Origin of the sequence: Leeuwenhoekiella sp. NPDC079379 (genome assembly GCF_044542075.1) — a bacterium.
Classification (GTDB): domain Bacteria; phylum Bacteroidota; class Bacteroidia; order Flavobacteriales; family Flavobacteriaceae; genus Leeuwenhoekiella.
On the sequence record NZ_JBITTU010000001.1, the window covers coordinates 314,060 to 338,119 of the forward strand.

Consider the following 24,060-nt stretch of genomic DNA (forward strand, 5'->3'; position numbering starts at 1 on the left):
TGCTTTACTCCGCTCTTAAACTGTTTACGGGGTTTGCCAATGCCGCTTTTATCGCCTGAAAACTTACAGTTACAAGAGCCACAAAAACAGCAGTCAACCCTGCAAGAACAAATACCCACCAGTTTATAGGTGTACGATACGTAAAATCCTGAAGCCAACTCTGCATAATCAAATATGCCAATGGCGAAGCCAGTAGAAATGCTATTCCTACAAGTTTTAGAAAGTCTTTAGATAGTAAGGTTGTGATACCGCTAACACTTGCTCCCAGCACTTTGCGAACCCCAATCTCTTTATTACGTTGCTCTGCAGTAAATGCAGCAAGGCCAAAAAGCCCCAGGCAAGCAATAAATATGGCCAGTATCGAGAAAATAGTAACCGTACTTGCAGTCTTTTCTTCAGAGGCATAAAGCTGGGCTATATGCCTATCTACAAATTGATAATCAAAGGCAGTATTGGGAAGATTCTCATTAAACGTAGTTTGTAAATCGCCAATTAAACCAGGAAGATCTTGCGAGGTGTAACGTACTAGAAGGGTTCGTACACTTTCAGGAGCCTGGTTAGCCTTATAATATACATAACCGCCAATATCTTCTTTAACGGAGTTGAAGTTGAAGTTAGAAACCACTCCGGTTATCAGAGCCCTACTGCCCATCTCAGTATTTATGATTTTACCTATAGCTTCATCAGCGTTTTTGTAGTTTAAATAATTAAGTACTTTTTCATTAATTAAGGTATAGATTGTAGAATCTCCTGCGGCAATAGTTTCCGGGAGTTCGCTACCGGCCAGTAAATTTAATTTCAGCGTTTTAATAATATTACCTTCAGTACGGCAACTGGCAATAGGCATTCCTGTTACATCGGTACTTAATTTACGCACTGAACGTCCACTCTCATTAACTCCCGGCATAGACTGTACAGAAGATAAACTTTCGGTGTATGATTTACGTTTTAGGTCTTGCATTAAGTTTTGAATCTGCTGTCTACTTTCTGCAGATTTTACCGAGATCGCAACAACACCTTTAGGATCATAGCCTAGATTTTTATTGCGTATAAATGCCATCTGCTGAAGGATTATCGTCACCGCAATTATTAAAATAATAGACGCAGCAAACTGAAATACGACTAATCCCTTCCGAACAAATTCTGAACCTAAATTTTTCTTTTTTGATTTACTTACTAATAGAAGTGGCGAGATACCAGACATAGATAGTGCCGGGTAACCGCCAGCAATTAGCGTAACTAAAAGCCATATAAAAAACAATCCTACTACAATAGGAGCGGTTAATAAATCTAAATAGCTGAGTTCATTGCCTGTAATACTGCTAAACGAAGGAAGTGCCAAAAATGAAATACCATAACCTAGTATAATAGATATAAGCACCAGAATAGCGGTTTCTACATAAAAAAGAGAAAGCATCTGACTTCTTCTTGCGCCCAGTACTTTATTTACACCAATGCTTTTTGCCCGCTTACGGGAGTTTGCAGTAGCCAGATTCATATAATTAATACAAGCGATTAAAAGAACAAGCAGAGATAAAAAAAGAAGGCTTCTTACATTGCTGATATTCCCCATTTTTGATGAATAACTATCGCGAATGGCAGCAGAATACAAGTGTATTTTTGTCAAGGGCTGAAAAAGAAACTTAGTAAAATACCTTCCTTCCTTTTCAACATATTTAGTGATTAATCTGCTTGCTTGCGTTTCAATTTGAGCAACGTTAACATCTGGCTGAAGTTGTACATAGGTTTCATAACTGGCATTACTCCAGTACACATTAGTTCCCATCCAGGAGTCCATAATATTATAGACCATATCGCAGTCTATCACACTATTTTTTGGTAAATCTAAATACACTCCAGAAACCTGCAGCGTATCGCGATTATTAACTGTTATTAGCTCTCCTAATGCAGATTTGCTTCCAAAGAAACGCTCTTTTGCAGACTTAGAAAGCACGATTGATTTGGGTTTTGCAAAAGCATCTTTAGCATTACCCGCTATAAATTGAAAATCAAACATGCTAAAAACCGTAGAATCGGCGAGGTATAATCCCGTCTCATTAAAGTTTTTATCTCCTATTTTTAGAGAAGCGGTAACCCCAAAATCATCCTTTATTAAGCGCGTCATTTTTTTAACCTGCGGAATATCATTAACGATGGCCGGTCCAACCGCATTGGGTAATTGTGCCCAGGTTTCAAAATCATATTCTTCAGAGGTTTCCATATTTACTCTGTAAATAGTTTCTGAATGCGTATACATTTTATCAAAACTGAGTTCCCTGCTGATGTAGGCAAACAGAATAATGCAAACGCACAAGCCTATTGCCAATCCTGCAATATTTAAAACCGTAAACAGTCTGTTTGCTTTTATATTCCGCCAGGCGATCTTGATATAATTTTTAAACATGTGATTGCTTTTTTGATTGATGCTTTTCTTAGTTCTTGACCTATTCTGTTCTTAAACTTTTTACCGGGTTTGCCAATGCTGCTTTAATGGCTTGAAAGCTTACCGTTAGTAATGCTATCCCTATCGCTGCTAAAGCGGCAAGTACAAATACCCATGCATTAATAGAAATACGGTATGCAAAACCCTGTAACCAGTTATGCATTACAAACCAGGCTAGTGGTATTGCGATTGCGATTGCTATTACAACCAGAACTATAAAATCTTTAGACAATAAGCCTACAATACCAGCTATGCTAGATCCCAGAACTTTACGCACGCCTATTTCTTTACGGCGTTGCTCTGCGGTGTATGCAGATAGGCCAAAAAGACCCAGACATGAGATTAATATCGCTAACAGTGCAAAAATTTGAGAAAGGTTTCCTACCAGTTGTTCACTTTTAAAGCGCGCATTAAAATCATCATCTACAAAACGGTACTCAAAAGGATACCCGGGATTGTAGGTTTTTAAAGTAGTTTCTACAGTACTCAGTATCTCTGAAGCTGTATATTTTGGATTGGTTTTTAAGTACAGATACTGGGCTTCTGGCGGATAGTTGTAAAACATGACCGGGTCACTCTTACCATACATGTCGCCATATAAGTAATCACTAGTAACGCCTATTACCGTATACAACTCGCCATAGCGATCTATCGTTTTACCTATTGCGCTGCCCGTTCCCATTAGTTTTGCAAACGACTCTGTAATAATGGTATGTGTGCTGTCGTGGGCTACAGCACTGCTAAAGCCACGACCTTCAACCAACTCAATTCCTGACGTGTTTAAATATCCATCATTGATGTATCGGTAAGAAACCAGCACATTTTCGGTATCAGCACCGCCCTGCCATTTGAGGCCAGATCCATTATTTCCGGCAGATAAAATATTAGAATTAGACAAGCCTGTACTGCTTATCATTCCCGATGCCTTTAAGCTTTCTTGTAGTGCTACACTATTTTTTATCAACATGCCATTTACGGGAATTTCTATGAGGTTTTCTTTATTTAATCCCAGGTCGCGGTTCTTAACATGTTGTACTTGTTGATACACCACTATGGTACTTATGATAAAGAGTATAGAAACCACAAACTGGGTAATCACAAGGCCTTTACGTATAAAACCGGCTCCTTTAGCCTGTATGCGATTTCCTTTAAGAACGTCTATGGGTTTAAAGGAAGAAAGATAAAATGCAGGATATAAACCGGCAACGAGTCCGCAGATAGCAGTTATCGCAAGAAGCGAAAAAATATGCGACGGAACGGTAATTCCTAATGTAAGTTGCTTATCTATAAGCGCATTAAAGCCGGGGAGTATTAATACCAACACAACTACGCTTAAGGCTGCCGCAAGAATTGCTGTTAGTAAAGCCTCGGTAATAAACTGAAAAATTAACTGCTGTTTTCCCGAACCCAAGGTTTTTCTTACGCCTACTTCATTGGCGCGTTTTTCACTGCGGGCGGTTGATAGATTCATAAAATTGATGCACGCAATAAGTAGAATTATTAGGGCTATAAAGCTGAATAACTGCACATATTCTATACGGCCACCTATTGCTTTTCCGTTTTTAAAATCAGAACGTAAATGCCAGTTTGCGGCGCTGTGCAAAATTGCCTGTGTGTCTTCATCGCCTGTTTTTGTTGGCAACACCCCTTTTACTTTGTCATTTACTACCATATAATCTGCACCGGGAGCCAGTCTTACAAAGGTTTCGGTAAAATTGCTGCCGTATTCCTGCGTCCACGGTTTATCCTGAGTAAAGTTTTCAAACGGCGTTAACCAGTCAAAACTATAGGTCGTATTTTGAGGAAGATTTTCAATAACACCGGTAATTGTAAAATTATCTTGCTGATCTATACGGACTGTTTTGCCTAAAATATTGTTGGGATTTTCAAAAAGGATTGCGGCTATTTTTTGAGTAATAACAATGCCTTCTTTTTCTTTAAAAGCAGTGGTAGCATTACCTTCAATAAATTTAAAATTAAAAATATCAAACAGGTCCGCGTCTGCAAATGCACCAGCACTATTTACTGAAGAAGCCCCCACACTAAAAAGAAAGTCTGCTCCTCGTAGGCGTGCTGCTTTTGTAATTTCAGGAATATCTGTTTTTAAAGCAGCAGCCAGTGGTCCCGGCGTGGCCTGAAAAAACGTGCGCCACTGTCCGTCGTACTTTTGATTTGTAGGCACACTATATACTTCTTGCTTATCTGCAACAACCGCATCAAAACTAAGCTCATCTTCTACCCAAAGCAGAATTAAACTGGCGCAGGTAATGCCTATTGCAAGCCCAAAAATATTGAGCGCGCTGTACCCTTTCTTTTTCCAAAGGTTTCTAAAGGCAATTTTGATATAATTTTTAAGCATAGCTGATTGATTTTTTGTTTGATGATTTTAAATTTTTTCCTTTTTGAAAAAATGTCTTGAGTACAACAAGAGCTATTCGGTTCTTAATGATTTTATAGGATTTGCCAGCGCCGCTTTTAGAGCTTGAAAGCTCACTGTTAAAAGTGTAATTCCTAACGAAGCACCTCCTGCGATTGCAAACACCCACCACTCAATACTAATTCTATAAGGAAAACTTTGAAGCCAATTTTGCATGAGGTAGTACGATACCGGGGAAGCAATTAGAAATGCAACACCTACAAGTTTCAGAAAATCTTTAGTCAACAGTTGAATTACACTTTGCACGCTGGCACCTAAAACCTTACGAATACCTATTTCCTTTTTCTTCTGTTCGGCTACATAAGAAACCAGCCCAAAAAGACCCAGACAGCTTATAATAATTGCCAAAGCAGTGAATACGCTAGCTATTTTACCCAATCGTTTTTCTTCAGCATATAACTTTTCAACTTCCTTATCTACAAAACTGAACACAAAAGGGGTATCTGCATTTACGCTTTTCCAACTGCGCTCCAGATTTGTAAGTAAGGTTTGATAATCTTGAGTTTCGGCTTTTACTAAGACCCATCCCGGAGCAATCTCGTTGTAAAGTAAAATAGGTTTGACTTCTTCTTTTAGAGAAGCAAAATTATAATCTGTAGTTACCCCTACGATCTCAAATTCTTCATTCTCCCCGTTATACGAATTGATAAGCTTAGCGCCTATAGCTTTATCTAAAGGGATTTCAAAAGCATCTATTGTTGCCTTATTTACTAAAATTTGATACTCATCTGTAGCTCTCAAATTACGCCCTGCCACTATTAATGTACTTACAGTCTGTAAATAATCTGGTGTGATCCCATTGTACATTACTAAGGTTCTGTCTGCTAGATTTCCTCCGGGAAGCGTCATCCCCATATCTCCCATAATGCGCTGAGAAGGGTAATAATTTGATCCTGCGACACGTTTTACCCCGTTTACATTTTTAAATGCGTTCTCAAGTGCTACGTATTTTTCTGAAGCATCTTGTGTCCCCAGACGTATGGAGATCAGGTTTTCTTTATCAAAACCCATATTCATTTTCTGCGAAAATTGTACTTGCTGTGTAATGATGATTACTACAGAAATTAAACCGATAGAAACTACAAACTGAAACACAACCAGCGCTTTGCGCAGATAACCGCTTCCCAAATTCAGATTTACCGATGACTTTAAAACCTTTACCGGGTTTACTGCAGAAAGTATAAGTGCGGGATAGATACCGGCAAGAATACCGGTTAAAATCCCTAATACGAGAAGTGCTACAAGAACCTTCCAGTCTAAGAGATTTAAATAGGTAACATTCCCTTGTGTTAGCGTGTTTACAAATGGTAGTGCGATTGCTGTAAGCGGTAAGCTCAACAGAGAGGCAAAGATAGAGAGCAAAACAGACTCCCCTAAAAATTGACGGATTAAGTCTCCTTTTTCAGCCCCTATGGTTTTGCGCACGCCTATTTCTTTTGCCCGTTTATTAGCGCGGGCTGTACTTAAGTTAATAAAATTAATACAGGCAACGAGTTGAATAAAAAGTGCCAGAACAAGCAATACTATAAGATAGCTGATGTCTGAAACAGACTCCAACTGATTTGTAATTCCTTTAGAATATAAATGGATATCGGCGATTTTTTGAAAGAATAGTTTCTTGGTAAAACCTACTTCAGCAAAATCTTTAGCACCATGTCTCTGTAAAAAATCAGGGATTTTTGCTTCTATTTGACTGGTGTTTGCACCTGGCTTTAACTTAAGGTAGCTATAGGTGAAGTTTTGAGTGGCAAAATTTTTAATCTCTAAAGTTCGTTTTCCAAAGCCTCCGGAATCCATCGTCAGGATGTAATTTGGATTCAGGTGCGATTTTCCGAAATCATCCTTAAAAACTCCTGTGATCGTAAGCGTCTGCTCTGTTTCTCCACTTCCTAAAATCAAGGTTTTGTTAAGTGCATATTTGTTTCCAGACAGCACAATAGAATTAGGTTGCGTAAGAGAACCCGCTGCTTTTCCTTCGATAAAAGGATAATTGAAGACTTTAAAAAATGTAGAATCGGCTAGATACCCCCCATTTTCATAGAAGGCTTCATTGGTTTCCAGATTTTTTAAAAGACCCGAGTCTTCCGGCCCAAAATAGACCACGCGACAGGCTTCGGTCACTTCCGGAAAATCTTCCTTCATCGTAAAAGCTATAGGAGGCGAAACCCCCGCAGAAAGCGCTCCATCATCATGTTCTGCAATGGAGGTATTTATACGGTAGATATAAGAAGAATCTGCAAATTGAGTATCGTAGCCAAACTGGGCGATAACGTAAATAAATATGCTTAGGCAACAAACAGTGCCCACCGTTAAACCCAAAAGATTAATTAGGGTTTGAAGCTTGTTCTTCTGTAAGCTTCTCCAGGCAATGTTCATATAATTTCTAAGCATAATTGAAGAATAGTGAGATTGATTAGATCTCGGTTAACTGTTGTTTTGATTCCGGTTTCCCGGTTGATTGATGATGAATCCCCTTAGTATTTAAACTTCGAGCTTGGCACTTTTAAATTCTGCCAGTACATTTTCTGTTACTTTTTGACCGTCTAGCATCCTTATGATGCGGTGACTGTATTTAGCATCGTGCTCACTGTGGGTTACCATTATAATTGTGGTTCCGGCTTCGTTGAGTTCGGTTAGCAAATCCATCACTTCATTACCGTTGCTGCTATCCAGATTTCCGGTAGGCTCATCTGCCAGAATTAATTTTGGGTTGTTTACCACGGCTCTGGCGACGGCTACCCGTTGCTGCTGCCCACCTGATAATTGCTGCGGAAAGTGTTTACGACGGTGCATAATTTGCATTTTCTCAAGCACTGCATCTACACGCTCTTTGCGTTCTGCTGCCTTTACACCCGTGTAAATCAACGGAAGTTCTACGTTTTCAAAAACCGTCAATTCATCGATAAGATTAAAGCTCTGAAACACAAAACCAATGTTGTGCTTACGCAAATCTGCACGTTTGCGCTCATTAAAACCAGCAACTTCAATACCGTTGAATAAAAAACTACCGCCATCAGGATCATCTAGTAAACCCAGAATATTTAATAAGGTAGATTTACCGCAACCTGATGGCCCCATTACGGCTACAAACTCACCTTCCTGAACATGAAATGAAAGTTTATTAAGCGCAATTGTACGCACCTCTTCGGTAGCATAGTATTTTTCTAAGTCTGTTATTTTTATCATTAGGATAGCATTTGAGTTAGTAGTTCTAGAATTAATGTGATCATATTTTTAATTTTTTAAAATAAGTTCCTGTACTTCACCATAATTATCATAACTGCTGGTGATTACGTTATCTCCCGGCTCTAAGCCGCTTAATACTTCGTAATATTCTGTGTTCTGACTGCCCAATGCGATGTTTACTTTATAGGCTGTATTACCATCGTCGCTTACTTTAAAAATCCAGTTGCCGCCGGTCTGCTGAAAGAATCCTCCTTTAGGAATCAACAACGCCTGTTTTTCCTGACTTAAAGCAACGCGTATTTGCAAGGTTTGACCGCGACGTATACCTTCAGGCACTTCTGCTTCAAACTCCATATCTACCTGAAACCTTCCGTTAGTCACTTGAGTGTACACCTTTTTTATAATTAGTGTATAGTTTTCGCCATTAAAATCAAAGCTTCCGGTTTGACCCGTATAAATTCTGGAGATATAATGCTCATCAATATCTACACGTACTTTAAAACCACTTAAAACATCTATTTGTCCCAGACGTTCTCCTTTATTTTTTGACTGGCCAATTTCGGCACCAAGAGATGTTAACTGCCCATCTACAGGAGCACGCACCACAAGGTCGGCTACTTTTCTACGCATCAATTCCAATGCATTTTCGGTACGTGCATAGCTACTCGCAACCTGACCTTTCTCTTGCTTTACCGCCATAGAATCTTGTTTAAGAATCTTCTTGCTCAACCGCATACGCTCTTTTTGATAGTTGTAATCGTTTTCAGCCTTAATAAGATCCTGTCTTGCAATTACATCTTTATCGTAAAGCTTTTTGTTTAAGTCATATAGCCGCTTTGCTTCTATAAGTCCGTTCTCAACATCTGTATATTGATTTACTTTATTAATGGTATTTTGACTTGCTTGATTTTGAGAAATCTGCATTTGTGTAAGTAGGTTATACACTTGAGTTTCTTGATTTACCAGACTCAACTCGAGGTCTGTGTTAGACAAGCGTAGAATAGGATCTCCTTTTTTCATAATCGTACCGTCTTCTACAAATTTTTCTTCTACACGCCCACCTTCTAAAGCATCAAGGTAGATGGTTGTAATAGGCATTACCACCCCGTTAACCGGTATGTTTTCCTGAAAAACACCTTGCGTTGCTGCTGCAATACTTAAGCGCTCTTTTTCTACGTTAAGTTTTGCACCACCGGTAGATGCAATTATGACAAAAATGATGATTGCAGCGAGCAGAATACCACCGCCAATCAGCAGTATTTTTGAAGTGGTAAACCGTTTCTTTTGTAAAGGAATGTCCATAAATAATTTTATTACATCTAATTACTTATCAATATTATGCCAAAAACATAAAAAACTGTTTTACAGTTGTTTATATATTTATATTGACTTAGATGTGTACGATTTTGATACACCTTATGTACGCTGCCGATACAGTTTTAAAACCTTAGAAAATAGTCTTTTAAACTGCTTTTACGCCCCTGCTAAAATTGTAATATTGTAACTATGCAATTACGAGATGCTAAAATACTGGTCCTTGACGATGATGAAGATGTGCTTACCGCACTACGTTTATTATTAAAACCTAAAGTCAAACAAGTTGTGGTTGAGAAAAACCCCAATGCGTTACAAAGTATTTTCGATACGCAGGATTTTGATGTGGTTATTCTGGATATGAATTATAATGGGCTCGTGAATACCGGTAATGAAGGTATTTTCTGGCTCAATAAAATAAAACTTTGGAAACCTGCTACAGATGTAATATTAATAACGGCCTATGGTGATATTGACCTTGCCATACGTTCTTTAAAAGAAGGAGCTTCAGATTTTCTGGTAAAACCCTGGAAAAATGAAAAGTTGTTGGAGTCTGTTGCCGAAATTTTAAGCAAAAAGAAAACCGCAAAAACGATCAAAGTAAAAGTTGATTCTGAAACCAAAATAGTAGGCGATAGTGAGCCTATGCAGGAGGTTTTTATAAAGTTAAAAAAAGTAGCACCTACAGATGCTAATATTCTAGTACTCGGTGAAAACGGTACCGGTAAAGACCTCATCGCACGTTCTATACACGAAAATTCTCTACGTAAAAACAAACCTTTTGTAAAAGTTGACATCGGTTCATTGACGTCTACCTTATTTGAAAGCGAACTTTTTGGCTATAAAAAAGGAGCGTTTACTGATGCCCGTGAAGATCGAAAAGGACGCTTTGAAGCGGCAGACGGCGGCACCTTATTTCTTGATGAAATAGGTAACATAAGCCTACGCCAACAAGCGCGGTTACTCACTGTTTTACAAAATAGACTGGTAACACCTTTAGGTTCTAATGAAGCCGTTCCTGTAGATATTCGGCTTATTTGCGCAACTAATCTGAGCCTTACCGATCTTGCAGATGAAAGCAAATTTAGAAAAGACCTTATCTACCGAATAAACACAGTAGATCTTACCATACCACCTCTTAGAGAACGTAGTGCAGATATTACTTTGCTGGCTAATCACTTTGTAGAAGTCTATGCTGAGAAATACCTGAAGCAGCCTTTTAAATTAGCCGCAGATTTTCTCAAAAAGTTGAAAGATCATTCTTTTCCGGGTAATGTGCGTGAACTTCAATACGCTTTAGAACGCGCAGTAATTATGGCAGAAGGCGATGTTTTGTACGCTGAAGATTTAGCATTCTCTCAACTCGAAAAACTTCCCGAAACAGATTTAAAATTAAAAACCACCAATCTAGATGCGGTGGAAAAAAATACCATTCTAAAGGTTATCGAAAAAAATAAAGGGAATATCTCTAAGTCTGCAAAAGAATTAGGGATAACCCGCACAGCCTTATACCGCAGACTCAATAAATATGACTTATAAGGGCTATTTCATTCAGTTATTTTTGCGCGTTATGCTGTTGCTTGCGGCGCTAATTAGCATCGCCTATGGCGTAGTAAAAAGTAATGCCTATGCTCTTTGGGGCGGGGCACTAGTTTCAATTATTATACTTTATAATTTATACCGCTTTCTTATACGCCGCTTTGAAGAAATGGACGACTTTTTTGAATCTGTTAAGTACCGTGATTTCTCACGTTGGTTTTCAGAAAAACACGGTCCGCAAGATATTAGAACCCTTCATAAAGGCTTTAACAACGTCAATAAATCCATAAAAGCAATCAATAATGAGCGACAGGCTCAGTTTGTGTATTTGCAGAAAATCTTAGAAATGGTAGATGTGGGTATTGTAGCGTATAATCTAGATAGCGGCGAAGTGCTCTGGGCAAACGAATCGCTCATTACTACACTAGACCTACCCTCTTTTAAAAACATCAGCTTTGTCGAAAAAAGAAGACCGCAGCTGTATGAAGAACTTTTTGATACGTATCGTACCGGTGTAACTTCAGTAGATTTAAGTTTGCGAAATGAGAATCTTAAAGTTTTAATCTCAGACACGGTTTTTCAGGTTGAAAAAGATGCTTTTAAACTTGTTGTACTTCAGAATATAGAAGATACGCTTAATCAAAACGAATCTGATTCCTGGAAAAAATTGTTAAGCGTGATGACGCACGAGATTATGAATAGTATCGCTCCTATTTCTTCTCTGGCTGAAACCTTGCAACACCACATACAAGCCAGCCAGGAAAACCCAGAAGAAAACCCTCTTGAATTAGACGACCTCAACGCCGGTATAAGCAGTATTCAAAAGCGTAGTGAAGGTCTAATGAAGTTTGCAAAAACCTATCGTAGCTTAAGTAAAGTCACTCAACTTAATCTGGAAACTATTAAAGTCGCCGACTTGTTTAAAAATATAAGCGACCTTATGAAACCTACTCTGGCAGATAAACACATCCTGCTTCAGTTTAAAACTGAAAATACTGAAATGAGTCTGGAGATAGACAGCTACCTTATTGAACAAGTGCTTATAAATCTTATTTTAAACGCCATAGATGCCTGTGCTTCTGCCGAAAATGCACGTATTAGCATTACAGCCTCTCAAAACACACAAGGGCGTGTTCTACTAAAAGTATTAGATAACGGATCTGGAATTCCTGAAGAAATTAAAGACAGTATATTTATTCCATTTTTCAGCACTAAAAAAACCGGGAGCGGTGTAGGTCTTAGTTTAAGTAAGCAAATAATGACACTTCACAAAGGTAAAATTCAGATTAAAAGTGAACCCGATACCGGTACCGAAATACGCTTACTTTTTTAGAAAAACCATTATATTTTTACCAGTTCTCGATGCGCTATTCCCCAGGCAGCAATGGTATCTGTAAGTTCTTTTAAAGAAGAACCATAGGGCGTAATTTTATAGTATACACTTATGGGTTTTGTATCTTCAACCACGCGTTCTACCAGCTTATTCATTTCTAAATCTTTAAGCTCCCTGCTTAACATTTTCCCCGAGATTCCTTTTACCTCGCGCAGTAATTCAGAATACCGCATACCTTGATAACATAAACAGGCTATTATTGAGACTTTCCATTTTCCGCTTAAAACGTCCATAGTATCGTGTATAGCACGTATTTTCTGACTGCAGGTGATGTTGTTTTCTAAATTCATTTGAATCTCTTTAATGGTTACTCTTATGTCACTATCACTTTAGTTCACAAAGTTACTTTATGTCACCAACCTTTACTAATTTTGCAGAAAATTTAAAGACAATAGAAATGAGTTTATTAGAAGATCTACAATGGCGCTATGCTGCTAAGAAAATGAACGGTGAGCAGATACCGCAGGAGAAATTAGATTATATACTAGAAGCGGCACGTCTTGCACCGTCTTCATCTGGTTTACAACCCTATAAAGTATTTGTAATCTCAAACAGAGAATTACTTGCTAAAATAAAAGAAGTAGCCTGGGGTCAAAGTCAGGTAATAGACTGCTCTCACTTGCTAGTTTTTGCTGCCTGGGATGGGTATTCTAATGAGCGTGTGACTGAAGTATTTAACTATACCATGGATGAGCGCGGACTGCCTCATTCTACTATGGATGATTACAAAGCAACTATAATGGGGCTTTACGAGCCATTAGGTAAAGAGTGGCAGGCAGACCACGCTTCTAAACAAAGTTATATTTCTTTTGCTATGGCTATCGCAGCAGCGGCAGAGCAAAAAGTAGATGCAACTCCTATTGAAGGATTTTTACCTCCTAAAGTAGATGAACTTTTAAACCTTGAAAATAGCGGATATAAGAGCACACTTCTTCTTACGCTAGGTTACCGCGATGCAGACAATGACTGGTTAGTTAATATGAAAAAAGTGCGTACACCTAAAGAAGATTTTATCACAGAAATAAAATAAAGTTATTTCTGTTTAGAAACTACAAATGCCCGCTAAAGCGGGCATTTTTTTTAAAGACGTACTAAACTCAACATCCAATAAAACCAAAAAAACCCGTAGCATACGGGTTTTTTTTAGTTGTTCTAAATGCTTACTATTAGAATACACCTATAAAGTGACTTCCTGTAGTATTTACCAATTCAGCTCCTTTTGTAACTGCGCCGGTTTCTGTATCAATAACATAGATGTTTCCATTTTTACCTACGGGAGCCTGAGTCACATAAATATCGTTACCATCTACTACAAATCCTTGATATTGAAATAAGTAAAAGTCAGGATCGTAAGGTATAGCATCAATTTTTTGTGCGGTTTTAGCTTCTAAATCTACTAATGCAAAAAATCCTTGAGCTCCTGCAACACCTTCTGCTGAACCTGCGTGACGATAAGCAACAATAGCTTTTCCGTTAGCTGCTGGTCTCCACGCTAATATGTATGCATCATTTATACCTAATGCATCATCAAAATTAAATACATACGAATCATCATACGTATTGTCTGCATTTATTTTTAGGATATGCGAACCTTGAGGATCGCCTTGATTTGCCTGGTAAACGCTTCCATTATAAAGAAAAGAGTTGATACTTCTGTATCCATTTGTATTACCTAATCCTACATTAGAAGTAATAACCGTAGGATTTAATAATGATGGATAATCTAACACGATCGTTTTAGATCCTAAAATCTCATAGTCAGACTCACTTTCTGCTGTATCAGGATTTACCTTACTTAAACGCGCTCCTATGTATAATTTATCTCCTGCAGCATTTAAAGTAGGCATATCTATTCTTGAGATATAATATCCTTCTGCTTCTTCCTCTGCAGTGAGTCTTAGGCTAGACTCTTCAAAATTCTTTATTAACGAGTTTTCTAAATCTAAAGTTACAACACCCATTGTTGCTTCGGTACGTACATAGAAGTCATCTGTAACTATATCTGGCGTATCATTGTCATCAATTATATTTTCAGTATCTACATATACCGCAGCTCCGGTCTGGTCTCCATCAAATAATTTAATCCATCGTGGTGCAGATCCTACATAAGGTTCGATACTAATATCAGAACCTACCTTTGTATAAACCTGACCCCCTTCTACTTTAAATTTTGAGTAGTTACCACCGGTATCCCCTGCATAACTAATATTAAAAATTGTGCTACCATCTTCAGAAGACTGTAAACGCGCCGTTCTGTTAGAAGGTACTGTAAACCCGTTGTTAAAAGCGTCTACAGAAAAGTTAGGATCTTTTGCCTGCTCACTCGTAATCGAGAAAATAGAAGTTCCGCCATTTCCATCTCCCGCGTCTGTACCCATTCGTGCAGCTGCAATGGTGATAAATCGTGATTCTGCTACAGGATCTGTACCGGGATCTGTATCTACGCTCGTATCGTCTGTACTGCAAGATGCCATAAGACCTGTAAGCAGTGCTCCTACTGCTATATATTTAATATTAAAAAAATTACGTTTCATAATAGTTACTTTAGTAATTAAAATTTATTGATTGTATAGTTTAGTTTTAAGTAGAAAGCTCTTCCTGGTTTTTGTACCGAAAGATTATCAAACACCGGCTTATCAAAAATATTCTTGACATCAAAACTCATTACAAGATTGTTTTTAGGAAAGCTGTAGCTCAACCCAAAATCCTGTTGTAATTGCTCAGGCACTTTAAAAAATTCGTCGCCCACAGTGTTTGATCCTTGGGGTACGAGATAGGAAAACTCATCTGTATAATACAGGGTGTAGAACAGATTTAAACGAGCATCTTTTTGTATGAAGTCTTTAAATGAATATCTAAGACTACCATTCATAGTAAGAAAAGGCGTATTGGGAACATCTACTTCAGCTCCGCGATTTTCTATTTTTAGATCAAATTTTGAAACATTAAAATTGAATCCGAAGTTTCTATCATAGTTATAGTTTAATTGCGCATCAAACCCTTTAGAAGTTCCGCTTCCCTGATTTACGTAGACGATTAGTTCATCGTCTATGTTTGATGAGTTTTCAATAGGAAGTCCTATTCTGTCTTTTATATTTCGGGAAAATAAATTTGTAGAAACCGTAAACTGATGCTTCTTAATAGTAAACGAACCAAATCTAAAACCAAGGTTGTAGTTGTTACTTTGCTCAGGATTTATACTAGAGTTAGCAACTACATTATCTCCATCATTTCCAAAAATTTCGGTCTCATTAGGTAAGCGTATGGCTTTCTCTGCAGAAGTAAGTAAGGTGAGCTCAGGCAAAATTGCATAAGAAAGTGCAAACCCGTAACCCTCATAGGTTTTGTTACTACTTACCACCTCATCTACAAGTTGACTATCACCATTTGCATCGGTTGTTATTGCCGGGTCAACGCTAATTGATTTTTGCTGATAGTGCTTACCAAACAAACTGGCTTCTAGCTTATCATCAAAGGCATTAAATTCATAGGTAAAAGAGTAAATATTTTTATGTAAATCTCTAGTACCTATAAATGTATTTTCTAAAAGGGATACGAGTTCATCGCTATCTTCCCGATCAATCCCACTGTACACGTGATTAAGCAAAAACCTATGATTGTCATTTACTGCGTAAGATAATCCCGTACGTATAGACGCTACATTTCGCTTAATTTTTGCAAGTGTAGGACCACCCTCTTGTTGAGAACCCCACAGATATTCAAATTCGTTACCTCTAAAGTCAATTGCACGCTCACCCGCCCAGCTATATGCTGCAGCTACCGTATCATTAACCTGACGATTACGTTTACCGTAGTATCCATTTATATTAAGATCTAAACCTTCTACAAATAAATCTTGCTTTTGGTACGTAAGATTTGCAAGCGTCGCGTCAGACTCTAGAAAACGACCTTTATACGGTCTTATCGTCATAAATGCACCGTGCTGTACTTCTTTGTAATCGTCAGAACCGGTAAAGCCTACAAAAAATTGATCTGCCCAGTTTACATTGGTAAATCCTAATTGCACCATTCCTCCGGTTGAGCGGTAGGCATCGTTAAATCTACGAGCCGTAATAGGAGTTTGTACACCCCCTAATCCTGCAACTACAACACTTCTACCCGAAACCTTATAATCGTTATCTGAATAATTATGGAAACCAGAAGCTTTAACGGTGAAACCCGAATCTTCAAAACGATACAACCCGTTTACACTTGTTTGAAAAGTATTAAATGACCCATAAGAAACGGAAGCATTCAAGTGTGTGTTGGCAGTTTTGTCCAAAACAATATTTATAGCTCCTCCTAAAGCATCATCGGCTAGATAACCGGGCACGACACCCTTGTACACTTCGATCTGCTCAATTAACGAAGGTGGAATACTATTTAGATTAAATGACGAGCCAAAGGTCGAAATAGGAATCCCATCTATAAAAATACGTACCGCACTTCCTGAAAGTCCGTTTAAGGAATATTCAACATTAGAACCTAATCCCCCATTTTGACGAATCTTAACCCCAACGGTAGTATTGAGCAATTCGTTAGTTTGTATGTTACGCTGGCTGGCTTCTTCAGTATTTATAATATTTACTGCAAAGCCTTTTTTCTCAATTTTTGTCTTTAAAGATTCACCCTGAATAGCAACTTCATCAAGCTCATAATCTTTATCATTTTTTAGCTGAATATCAAAACGCAGCGGAGTATTTTTTACAGTCACCTGCTCAAAGCCTATAAAATCTCCTGATGATATTTCTAACGTATAGGTTCCTGATGGAATACTTTTCAAAACATAAATTCCGGCTTCATTAGATACTACACGTTGGCCATATTTAGCATGTTTTAATTGAATGCTGGTATTAGCAACTAGGTATCCGTTTGCATCTTTAACCACACCGCTAATGTCGTATTGTGCAGCTGCCAAAACCGGAAACAGAAGTATTAAGAAAATTAATTTTTGCTTCATCAACGTTTAATTGAGGTGCAAACTTATACTTATTTAGATTAAGTACAAATAAAAATAATCAATTTTATTAATCAAATTTCCCAGTAATTACTGGAACTCCCATAACCGTTAGGATTTGCGGCATTAATTAAAAACGAAATTATTTTAAAGGAATGAAAACGAATCAGGATTTATGATTCAAATAAAAATGGTGAAAATAGGTTTACAAGAGAGGATATGAATAGCTACACGCCGAAGCTTAAATAGATTTCTAAAAAATCTGAATTAACGCTTAAAGCAAACCATCGCTGACTTGAGTAAGTGAGGCTTTATCAATAATTTTAATACGCTTCCCTACGGTTTCTATAAGTCCGTTCTTTTTAAACTTAGCAAGCGACCGTATGCACAATTCGGTAGCGGTGCCTACCACATCTGCGATGTCATTTCGTGACAAAACGAGATTGAGAAACCCGTCTGCATCGGTGCCAAAATGGGTATCGAGATAAAGTAAAATTCCGGCCAGACGCTGGTTAACAGTTTTCTGAGCCATATTTACAATAACGTCGTCTGCCAGTTTGAGTTCGCGAGCCATATTTATGAGCAAGGCTTGTATAAATTCTGGGTTTTTAGATAGACTTTCGGTAAAATTCTCTTTCGGTATAAAACAAACCTGCATATCGTTGAGTGCAACCGCACTAAGATTTGAGGCTTCTTCGGCAATAAGAGAACGCTGTCCCATTACCTCGCCTTTAGAAGCAATTTTTACGATTTGATCCTTACCGTTTTCGCTAAGCTTAGAAAGTTTAGAAACGCCATTACGCACACAAAAAACACCATTCAGCTTTTCGCCTTCTTTAAATATAGCCTCCCCTTTTTTGATGCTACGACTCACTTTACTATCAGAAATTTGTTTGAGCTCTTCTTTCTTCAAAGCTTTAAGCGCATTTAACTCTCTAATAATACAGTTATCACATCGCGATTCTGAATGGTCTGTCATATTTCAAAATTAGACAAAACAACTCAATCATCTATACTTGTTTATGTTTGCCGTAGGGTTTCAGTAAAAAGAAAACCTCAGAAAATTAGGAGTAAAATTCTGAGGTTTTGTATTATATATTTTAAAGAAACTATTAAATCACCAAGCTGCCAGCGATAATTAAAATACTCGATACAATACTTACGCCAAGTAATTTAAAAATAAGTTGAGGCTTTTGAACGGTTAAAATTGCTGCGTTATGTAAACTGCATAAAATTACCGAAACCATAACCAACAGCATTTGTGCTAAACCGTGCCCAAAATGCAATACACTAAATACAGCTACAGAACCTAAACAAGTGCTTAGAATGATACCCAGAGCAGAATATCCCATTATATTATGGGTAAAATCGTTTTGAAGTTTTGAAAATGTGGTCATACCTGAAAATTTAAATTACTATTAATTTACAGGGTAAAAGTACCGGACGATTCTTCCCTATTTTATGACTTTTGTCAGTTTACAAGAATTTTTAAAACTAATTCTAGAGGTGTTGTAAGACTTGTGAATGCTTGTGGACTAAAACCTCTTAAACAACCACCTTATGAAATACACAGCACTGGCATTACTTTTTATAATCTGTCTCTCATGCAACTCTAAAAAAGAGCAACAACCGGTTACTATAACGCAAGCTATAGTTGAAGAAACTACAAATTACCCTGAGATTTTACTTAAAATTCTTAATGCACACGGTGGTCTGGATACCTGGAAAACCTATCAAACACTAACATTTACAATAGACAAAGCGCCTAATACAGATGAGGTGCACACCATAGATTTGCACTCACGAAAAGACCATATTGATATGGGTACTGTCTCGATGGGATATGATGGTAATAAAGCGTGGCTACGTGATCCTGAGCAGACCTATAAGGGAAATGCAGACTTTTATCACAACCTGATGTTTTATTTTTACGCCATGCCTTTTGTACTGGCAGATCAAGGTATTATCTATGAGCAAACCGAAGATCTTGTAGTAAATGACACGAGCTATCTCGGTCTTAAAATAAATTTTGAAGCTCAGATAGGATCATCTTCTAATGATGAATATTACCTATACTACGATTTAGAAACCTATCAAATGCGCTGGTTAGGCTATACTGCAACATTTGGCGCGGCAGAGAAATCTGATGCGGTTAATTTTATAGCATATGACAACTGGACTCTGGTAGAGCATATACGTTTACCAAAATCAATTTCCTGGTATACTTCTGAAAATGGAAAACTTACAGAACCTCGAAATACGGTTGACTTTAAAGAAATAAGACTAAGCACCGAAGCCAGGCCCGAAGCTTTTTACACAAATAAATAAGTTGATTCTTAGAACCTATTATTAAACGCAGCGCATATCTTGTGCTGCGTTTCTAATTAAATCAAAGTGTATGAACAGTATGTCTCAACGTATTTTAAGACTGGTTCTTCTTTTTGGGGTCATCATAACATTTTTTGCCACCGGCCTTAATGTGCAGGTTCTTGCCCTTGTACAACGCGGTATGCTTAAAACAGGACTCCTCAATCCCGATCTGGAGCAGACTAAAAACAATACTGATGCTACAGATTCTGAAGCTTTGGTAAAAGCAGATTTAGACGTTTCTTTTTACAACGAACAAAATGAATTGGTTTCCCTTAAAAGCCTTAGTGATAAACCCATTTTTCTTAATTTCTGGGCGACCTGGTGTCCGCCCTGTATTGCAGAAATGCCCGGAATTTCAAATTTATATCAGGATCAAAAAGACGAAGTAAATTTTGTGCTGGTTTCTTTTGATACAGACTTTCAGAAGGCACGAGATTTTAAAGCAAAAAAAGGCTACACCTTTCCTATTTACCGCATTGCAAACGATCTGCCCGACATGTATAATACCGGCAGTCTGCCTACCACGATATGTATAGATGCTCAAGGCCATCTCGCACTTACCCATATGGGTATGGCAGATTATGATACGCAGGATTTTAGAAATTATCTCGACGCTCTAAAATAACCCCCATTTTATTCCGAAGGATTACCTCAAAAAAACTTCTAAATTTGGCAGAGCTTTAAGAAAGTTAAAACCCCACTTTACGTCAAAGGCAAAAACCGGAAGCGTTTAAAAAGCGTTTATATTAAAAAGATTATGAAAAATAGAATCTTATTTTCAGCATTACTGGCAGCGACTATCGCACTAAGTTTATTATTTACCTCGTGTGCAGATGGCAAACAGGGTAAAACAAGCGTTTCTGACACGTCAGATATGGCGATGAATTCTACCTTCCCAGATGCTAAACCAGATGCCGAATGGAAATCACAACTTTCTGAAGAGCAATATGACATTATGGTTAAAAAAGGAACAGAAGCTCCTTTTAAAAATGCATTTTTCGACAACCACGCAGAAGGTATTTATGTGAGCGCTGCAACCGGGCAACCTCTTTTTAGCTCAGATACTAAGTTTGATTCGGGTTCAGGATGGCCGGCCTTTTATGCTCCTATAGATGAAGACGCTGTAATCTGGGTAAAAGACAACAGTCTTGGGATGAGCCGTGATGAGGTGATTGAAAAAGAAACTGGTTTACATTTAGGTCACGTTTTTAACGACGGCCCAGAGCCTACAGGCTTACGCTACTGCATAAATTCTGCTGCATTAAAATTTATTCCGAAAGATGAAATTGAAGCGGCTACTTCACAAAAAGAAGCCACTGCTTATTTTGCTAGCGGATGTTTCTGGTGTGTTGAAGCAGTTTATGAAAGTGTAAAAGGTGTTAAAGAATCTGTTTCAGGTTACGCCGGTGGTCATACTAAAAACCCAACTTACGAAGAAAGCAATACCGGTAAAACAGGTCACGCAGAGGCTGTAAAAATTATATATGATCCTAGTGTGGTAAGTTTTAGCCAACTTGTAGATGTATATTTTGGCTCACAAAATCCTACACAGGCAAATGGGCAGGGACCTGACAAAGGATCGCAATACCGCTCAATCATTTTCTATCAAAACGATGCCGAAAAGAAAATTATAGACGACAAAAAAGCTGCTTTAGCTGAAGAACTTAACGCTACCATTGCTGCGGAAGTTAAACCTTTTGATAAATTTTGGGAAGCTGAAGGCTATCACCAAAATTACGAAAGACAACACCCCGAGAATCCTTACATTCAAAATGTATCGATCCCAAGGTTAGAGCGTTTTCAGGCAAAATTTCCTGAGCTTCTAAAAGACGGAACGCATTAAATCGTCAACCTGAACTTGATTCAGGTTCTCATTCAGCTTGAACCCGTTACGATGCGATTCTGAAACAAGTTTAGAATGACGGCCTACATCTATTAAAATTTGAAATACTAAAGGCTCCCTTCCTCTCTGAGGAGGGGAGTTTTAATTTTAATTCCGTTTAGAAATTCAGATTCAAACGGGGTGGTGCCAACCGCTGCTCCAGCAATTCAAACAATCCCTTTTGCGCCTTTGGCGCATACATCCCCTCTTTAAAAGGAGTGGAACTTTTAAAGAAATGCCCATGCACCTACGTGACGCCTCCCAATCCCGAAAGAAAATTGCAACAATCATCACTTTTTTGTCGATTCCCCTATCTGGGTTTATGACCGATATTTATTTGCCGTCCTTTCCGTCTATGGCGCGCAACCTCAACGTCTCAGAACAAAGCATACAGTTTACACTCACCTGCTTTTTCCTGAGTTATGGCTTTGCCCAGTTGTTTGTGGGTCCTGTAGCAGACAGCATTGGCCGGCGTAAACCAGTGATGATCTCGCTGGTTGTTTTACTCTTAAGCAGCCTTGCGGTCACCTTTACCCACGAAGTCGCGGTTATTAGCCTGTTGCGCATTGTACAGGGGATTGCGACTGCGTTTATTGTAGTTGCTAAACGCGCCTATTTTGTAGACCTCTACGACGACAAAGAGCGGAAGCACTACCTCAGCTTCTTTACCATTGTCTGGTCGTGCGGACCTATTATCGCCCCATTTCTGGGTGGTTTTCTTGAGGAACAATTTGGCTGGCAGTCTAACTTTTACTTTCTCACAATTTATGCCGCAGTACTTTTTGGAGCAGAACTTATCTGGGGCGGAGAAACCATACGCAATTACAAGAAATTCAACCTTAAGAAAACCTCGCTGTTGTATATGGCGATGCTTAAAAATCCCGGCTTTATTTTGGGAATTCTGGTATTGGGATTTGCCTACTCGGTGGTGATGGTGTTTAACATCGCCGGGCCGTTTGTCGTAGAACATCATTTTAATTACAGCCCGGTAATTATTGGGTACTGCACACTGGTTCTGGGACTTTCCTGGATGATAGGCGGTATCCTGAGCAAACAGTTTACACCAATAGCTTTTGCTAAAAAAATACGGTTAGTCTCCTTGATACAATTAGGAATTATAGGAGTATTTATCACGCTCGCCAGCTTTGTAGATAACCTCGTGCTGCTCGTAGCCTTTGCCTTTCTCATACACATCTGCTCGGGCTTTTTGTTTACTAATTACTTTACCCAAAATATGATTTTCTTCCCGGGGAATGCCGGTATCGCAGGCGGACTAATGGGCGGTTTGCTTTATATCATTACTTCTATAGGGAGTTTTGCAATCTCTGCCTCGGGCGAAATCAACACCACGTTAGATATGTCGTTGCGCTATTTAATGATCGCATTACCGCTGGCAGTGATACTTTATTTTTCGCTACGTTATTTTAAAAAACGACAACTGCGGAAGCGGGTTATGAGTTAAGATTTAATGGTTAGAGGTGAAAAGTTTAAGGGTACTCGTCGTCATGCTGAACTGGTTTCAGCATCGCATCCTGCTTAGCTGGAAGGGCTTGTGAGATTCTAAACTAAATTTAGGATGACGGTATAGTTTACAAAACAAGATTGGAAAAAGGTATATCAAATTAAATTAGAAGAACTGTTTTTCACATAAGTCCTTTTAAAAACTAGTTTTTATTATCTTAATCGATCAATTTTCACTTTACCTAAGGATTTATCTCTATCTCTTCCAGATTGGAATGCTGTAATTCCAGGTCTATTTACAGAATTTCGTGTTTCATCATAATAAACACTCAATATTCCTGTTAAAAGATATTGCAGTCCTAAATGACTTTCGTAATCTGAATGATTAAAATAGATATAATCTGCTTCCTTAGAATTCTTTGAGGGCCGTCTCTTAAAAATACTCCATTCGTCCAGAGAACCTACATACCCAATTAAGTCATCAAATACAGGTGCAGGATTTGTATCATAAACTTCTTTTAATTTTTAAAATATCCAATCTTCAGTGGTCGGGTTTAATTTGCTAATTTTAGATTTAACTGATACCAATCCTAAAAATGGCCCTCTTAAAAGAGTTCCATTCTTAGAGTAAGTTCGGCACAGTTTAGAAGTATTTAGTAAGGCAAGACTTTCTTTTTTTATATCTGTATCATTAAGATGTTTCTTAACAGAAATAATCCCTAAAACTCCTTCTGGCGGGACGATTACGCTATTTCCAAATCTTTGAAAAATCGGATATTCTGAGCTATTATAAATTATAACGTCAAGTCGCGTAGAGTGAGAGTCAGTCTCATTTCTTCTGACTTTGAATTTTAATCCAGTTTTAACTGCTGGTCTTAAAATAAATCCAGTTAAAACTTAGATAGATTTTGGAAAGTATTTTCGTAAATACTCTGATATCAAATCTTCCACAAAACGTCCGTCTTCTCCATTGTGTGCAGACCCGTCAACTTTATCGCTTGGAATAAGTAATTCAAATTATCTATCAGTCTGCACTAATGAGTCTATCTCACGTGACCAGTATTTTTGGATTCTCTTT

At 38.1% G+C, this 24,060-nt stretch carries 18 protein-coding genes; 7 read left to right on the forward strand and 11 right to left on the reverse strand.

Annotated elements, in window-relative coordinates; translation table 11 throughout:
- Positions 1 to 4: 4 nt before the first annotated feature.
- From ACIGAM_RS01290 to ACIGAM_RS01310, 5 genes are all read right to left on the reverse strand, one after another.
- A complete protein-coding gene (locus ACIGAM_RS01290) occupies positions 5 to 2,404 on the reverse strand; it encodes an ABC transporter permease (protein ID WP_396509664.1) in 2,400 nt (799 codons plus the stop codon).
- Between the two features lie 40 nt (positions 2,405 to 2,444).
- Entirely contained in the window at positions 2,445 to 4,802 is a 2,358-nt protein-coding gene (locus tag ACIGAM_RS01295) for an ABC transporter permease (RefSeq protein WP_396509665.1), read from the reverse strand.
- Positions 4,803 to 4,874: 72 nt separating this feature from the next.
- On the reverse strand, positions 4,875 to 7,271 hold the full coding sequence (locus ACIGAM_RS01300; RefSeq protein WP_396509666.1) for an FtsX-like permease family protein: 2,397 nt from the start codon (positions 7,269 to 7,271) through the stop codon (positions 4,875 to 4,877).
- A gap of 90 nt (positions 7,272 to 7,361) precedes the next feature.
- On the reverse strand, positions 7,362 to 8,066 hold the full coding sequence (locus ACIGAM_RS01305) for an ABC transporter ATP-binding protein (RefSeq protein WP_028376743.1): 705 nt from the start codon (positions 8,064 to 8,066) through the stop codon (positions 7,362 to 7,364).
- Between the two features lie 48 nt (positions 8,067 to 8,114).
- Positions 8,115 to 9,368, reverse strand: a complete 1,254-nt coding sequence (locus ACIGAM_RS01310) for an efflux RND transporter periplasmic adaptor subunit (RefSeq protein ID WP_396509667.1) — start codon at positions 9,366 to 9,368, stop codon at positions 8,115 to 8,117.
- A gap of 204 nt (positions 9,369 to 9,572) precedes the next feature.
- Between ACIGAM_RS01310 and ACIGAM_RS01315 the strand changes: the two genes are divergently transcribed.
- Together ACIGAM_RS01315 and ACIGAM_RS01320 are read left to right on the forward strand one after the other, a co-directional pair.
- Positions 9,573 to 10,919: a sigma-54-dependent transcriptional regulator gene (locus ACIGAM_RS01315; protein ID WP_396509668.1), complete on the forward strand. Its 1,347-nt coding sequence runs from the start codon at positions 9,573 to 9,575 to the stop codon at positions 10,917 to 10,919.
- A complete protein-coding gene (locus ACIGAM_RS01320) occupies positions 10,909 to 12,252 on the forward strand; it encodes a sensor histidine kinase (RefSeq protein WP_396509669.1) in 1,344 nt (447 codons plus the stop codon). Before ACIGAM_RS01315 ends, ACIGAM_RS01320 begins: the two co-directional genes overlap by 11 nt.
- A gap of 8 nt (positions 12,253 to 12,260) precedes the next feature.
- Here ACIGAM_RS01320 and ACIGAM_RS01325 read toward each other — a convergent pair whose 3' ends face one another.
- Positions 12,261 to 12,602 (reverse strand): winged helix-turn-helix transcriptional regulator, encoded by a 342-nt coding sequence (locus ACIGAM_RS01325; RefSeq protein ID WP_396509670.1) that lies wholly within the window; start codon positions 12,600 to 12,602, stop codon positions 12,261 to 12,263.
- Positions 12,603 to 12,709: 107 nt separating this feature from the next.
- Here ACIGAM_RS01325 and ACIGAM_RS01330 point away from each other — a divergent pair, with 107 nt between their 5' ends.
- Positions 12,710 to 13,342 carry a nitroreductase family protein gene (locus ACIGAM_RS01330; protein ID WP_396510075.1) on the forward strand — a complete coding sequence of 211 codons (633 nt, stop codon included), beginning with the start codon at positions 12,710 to 12,712 and terminating at the stop codon, positions 13,340 to 13,342.
- A gap of 136 nt (positions 13,343 to 13,478) precedes the next feature.
- On the opposite strand, the gene ACIGAM_RS01335 is transcribed toward ACIGAM_RS01330, so the two are convergent.
- From ACIGAM_RS01335 to ACIGAM_RS01350, 4 genes are all read right to left on the reverse strand, one after another.
- Positions 13,479 to 14,846, reverse strand: coding sequence for a hypothetical protein (locus tag ACIGAM_RS01335; protein WP_396509671.1), 1,368 nt, complete (start codon positions 14,844 to 14,846; stop codon positions 13,479 to 13,481).
- Between the two features lie 17 nt (positions 14,847 to 14,863).
- Complete coding sequence (locus ACIGAM_RS01340) at positions 14,864 to 17,272, reverse strand: TonB-dependent receptor plug domain-containing protein (protein WP_396509672.1); 2,409 nt, start codon at positions 17,270 to 17,272, stop codon at positions 14,864 to 14,866.
- A gap of 271 nt (positions 17,273 to 17,543) precedes the next feature.
- A complete protein-coding gene (locus ACIGAM_RS01345; protein WP_396509673.1) occupies positions 17,544 to 18,248 on the reverse strand; it encodes a Crp/Fnr family transcriptional regulator in 705 nt (234 codons plus the stop codon).
- Between the two features lie 133 nt (positions 18,249 to 18,381).
- Positions 18,382 to 18,666, reverse strand: a complete 285-nt coding sequence (locus tag ACIGAM_RS01350) for a hypothetical protein (RefSeq protein ID WP_396509674.1) — start codon at positions 18,664 to 18,666, stop codon at positions 18,382 to 18,384.
- A 163-nt stretch (positions 18,667 to 18,829) separates the two neighbouring features.
- Here ACIGAM_RS01350 and ACIGAM_RS01355 point away from each other — a divergent pair, with 163 nt between their 5' ends.
- The 4 genes from ACIGAM_RS01355 to ACIGAM_RS01370 all read left to right on the forward strand — a co-directional run bounded on the left by ACIGAM_RS01355 (position 18,830) and on the right by ACIGAM_RS01370 (position 22,983).
- Positions 18,830 to 19,597, forward strand: a complete 768-nt coding sequence (locus tag ACIGAM_RS01355; protein ID WP_396509675.1) for a DUF6503 family protein — start codon at positions 18,830 to 18,832, stop codon at positions 19,595 to 19,597.
- Positions 19,598 to 19,667: 70 nt separating this feature from the next.
- Entirely contained in the window at positions 19,668 to 20,264 is a 597-nt protein-coding gene (locus ACIGAM_RS01360; RefSeq protein ID WP_396509676.1) for a TlpA family protein disulfide reductase, read from the forward strand.
- Positions 20,265 to 20,519: 255 nt separating this feature from the next.
- On the forward strand, positions 20,520 to 21,482 hold the full coding sequence (locus ACIGAM_RS01365; RefSeq protein ID WP_396510076.1) for a bifunctional methionine sulfoxide reductase B/A protein: 963 nt from the start codon (positions 20,520 to 20,522) through the stop codon (positions 21,480 to 21,482).
- Positions 21,483 to 21,762: 280 nt separating this feature from the next.
- On the forward strand, positions 21,763 to 22,983 hold the full coding sequence (locus ACIGAM_RS01370; RefSeq protein ID WP_396510077.1) for an MFS transporter: 1,221 nt from the start codon (positions 21,763 to 21,765) through the stop codon (positions 22,981 to 22,983).
- A gap of 524 nt (positions 22,984 to 23,507) precedes the next feature.
- On the opposite strand, the gene ACIGAM_RS01375 is transcribed toward ACIGAM_RS01370, so the two are convergent.
- On the reverse strand, positions 23,508 to 23,864 hold the full coding sequence (locus tag ACIGAM_RS01375; protein WP_396510078.1) for a DUF6602 domain-containing protein: 357 nt from the start codon (positions 23,862 to 23,864) through the stop codon (positions 23,508 to 23,510).
- Positions 23,865 to 24,060 lie beyond the last annotated feature (196 nt).

Bases quoted from the DNA above. Each gene is read 5' to 3' on its own strand.
- ACIGAM_RS01290 (WP_396509664.1), bottom strand. From the start codon at position 2,404: ATGTTTAAAAATTATATCAAGATCGCCTGGCGGAATATAAAAGCAAAC.
- ACIGAM_RS01295 (WP_396509665.1), bottom strand. From the start codon at position 4,802: ATGCTTAAAAATTATATCAAAATTGCCTTTAGAAACCTTTGGAAAAAG.
- ACIGAM_RS01300 (WP_396509666.1), bottom strand. From the start codon at position 7,271: ATGCTTAGAAATTATATGAACATTGCCTGGAGAAGCTTACAGAAGAAC.
- ACIGAM_RS01305 (WP_028376743.1), bottom strand. From the start codon at position 8,066: ATGATAAAAATAACAGACTTAGAAAAATACTATGCTACCGAAGAGGTG.
- ACIGAM_RS01310 (WP_396509667.1), bottom strand. From the start codon at position 9,368: ATGGACATTCCTTTACAAAAGAAACGGTTTACCACTTCAAAAATACTG.
- ACIGAM_RS01315 (WP_396509668.1), top strand. From the start codon at position 9,573: ATGCAATTACGAGATGCTAAAATACTGGTCCTTGACGATGATGAAGAT.
- ACIGAM_RS01320 (WP_396509669.1), top strand. From the start codon at position 10,909: ATGACTTATAAGGGCTATTTCATTCAGTTATTTTTGCGCGTTATGCTG.
- ACIGAM_RS01325 (WP_396509670.1), bottom strand. From the start codon at position 12,602: ATGAATTTAGAAAACAACATCACCTGCAGTCAGAAAATACGTGCTATA.
- ACIGAM_RS01330 (WP_396510075.1), top strand. From the start codon at position 12,710: ATGAGTTTATTAGAAGATCTACAATGGCGCTATGCTGCTAAGAAAATG.
- ACIGAM_RS01335 (WP_396509671.1), bottom strand. From the start codon at position 14,846: ATGAAACGTAATTTTTTTAATATTAAATATATAGCAGTAGGAGCACTG.
- ACIGAM_RS01340 (WP_396509672.1), bottom strand. From the start codon at position 17,272: ATGAAGCAAAAATTAATTTTCTTAATACTTCTGTTTCCGGTTTTGGCA.
- ACIGAM_RS01345 (WP_396509673.1), bottom strand. From the start codon at position 18,248: ATGACAGACCATTCAGAATCGCGATGTGATAACTGTATTATTAGAGAG.
- ACIGAM_RS01350 (WP_396509674.1), bottom strand. From the start codon at position 18,666: ATGACCACATTTTCAAAACTTCAAAACGATTTTACCCATAATATAATG.
- ACIGAM_RS01355 (WP_396509675.1), top strand. From the start codon at position 18,830: ATGAAATACACAGCACTGGCATTACTTTTTATAATCTGTCTCTCATGC.
- ACIGAM_RS01360 (WP_396509676.1), top strand. From the start codon at position 19,668: ATGAACAGTATGTCTCAACGTATTTTAAGACTGGTTCTTCTTTTTGGG.
- ACIGAM_RS01365 (WP_396510076.1), top strand. From the start codon at position 20,520: ATGAATTCTACCTTCCCAGATGCTAAACCAGATGCCGAATGGAAATCA.
- ACIGAM_RS01370 (WP_396510077.1), top strand. From the start codon at position 21,763: ATGCACCTACGTGACGCCTCCCAATCCCGAAAGAAAATTGCAACAATC.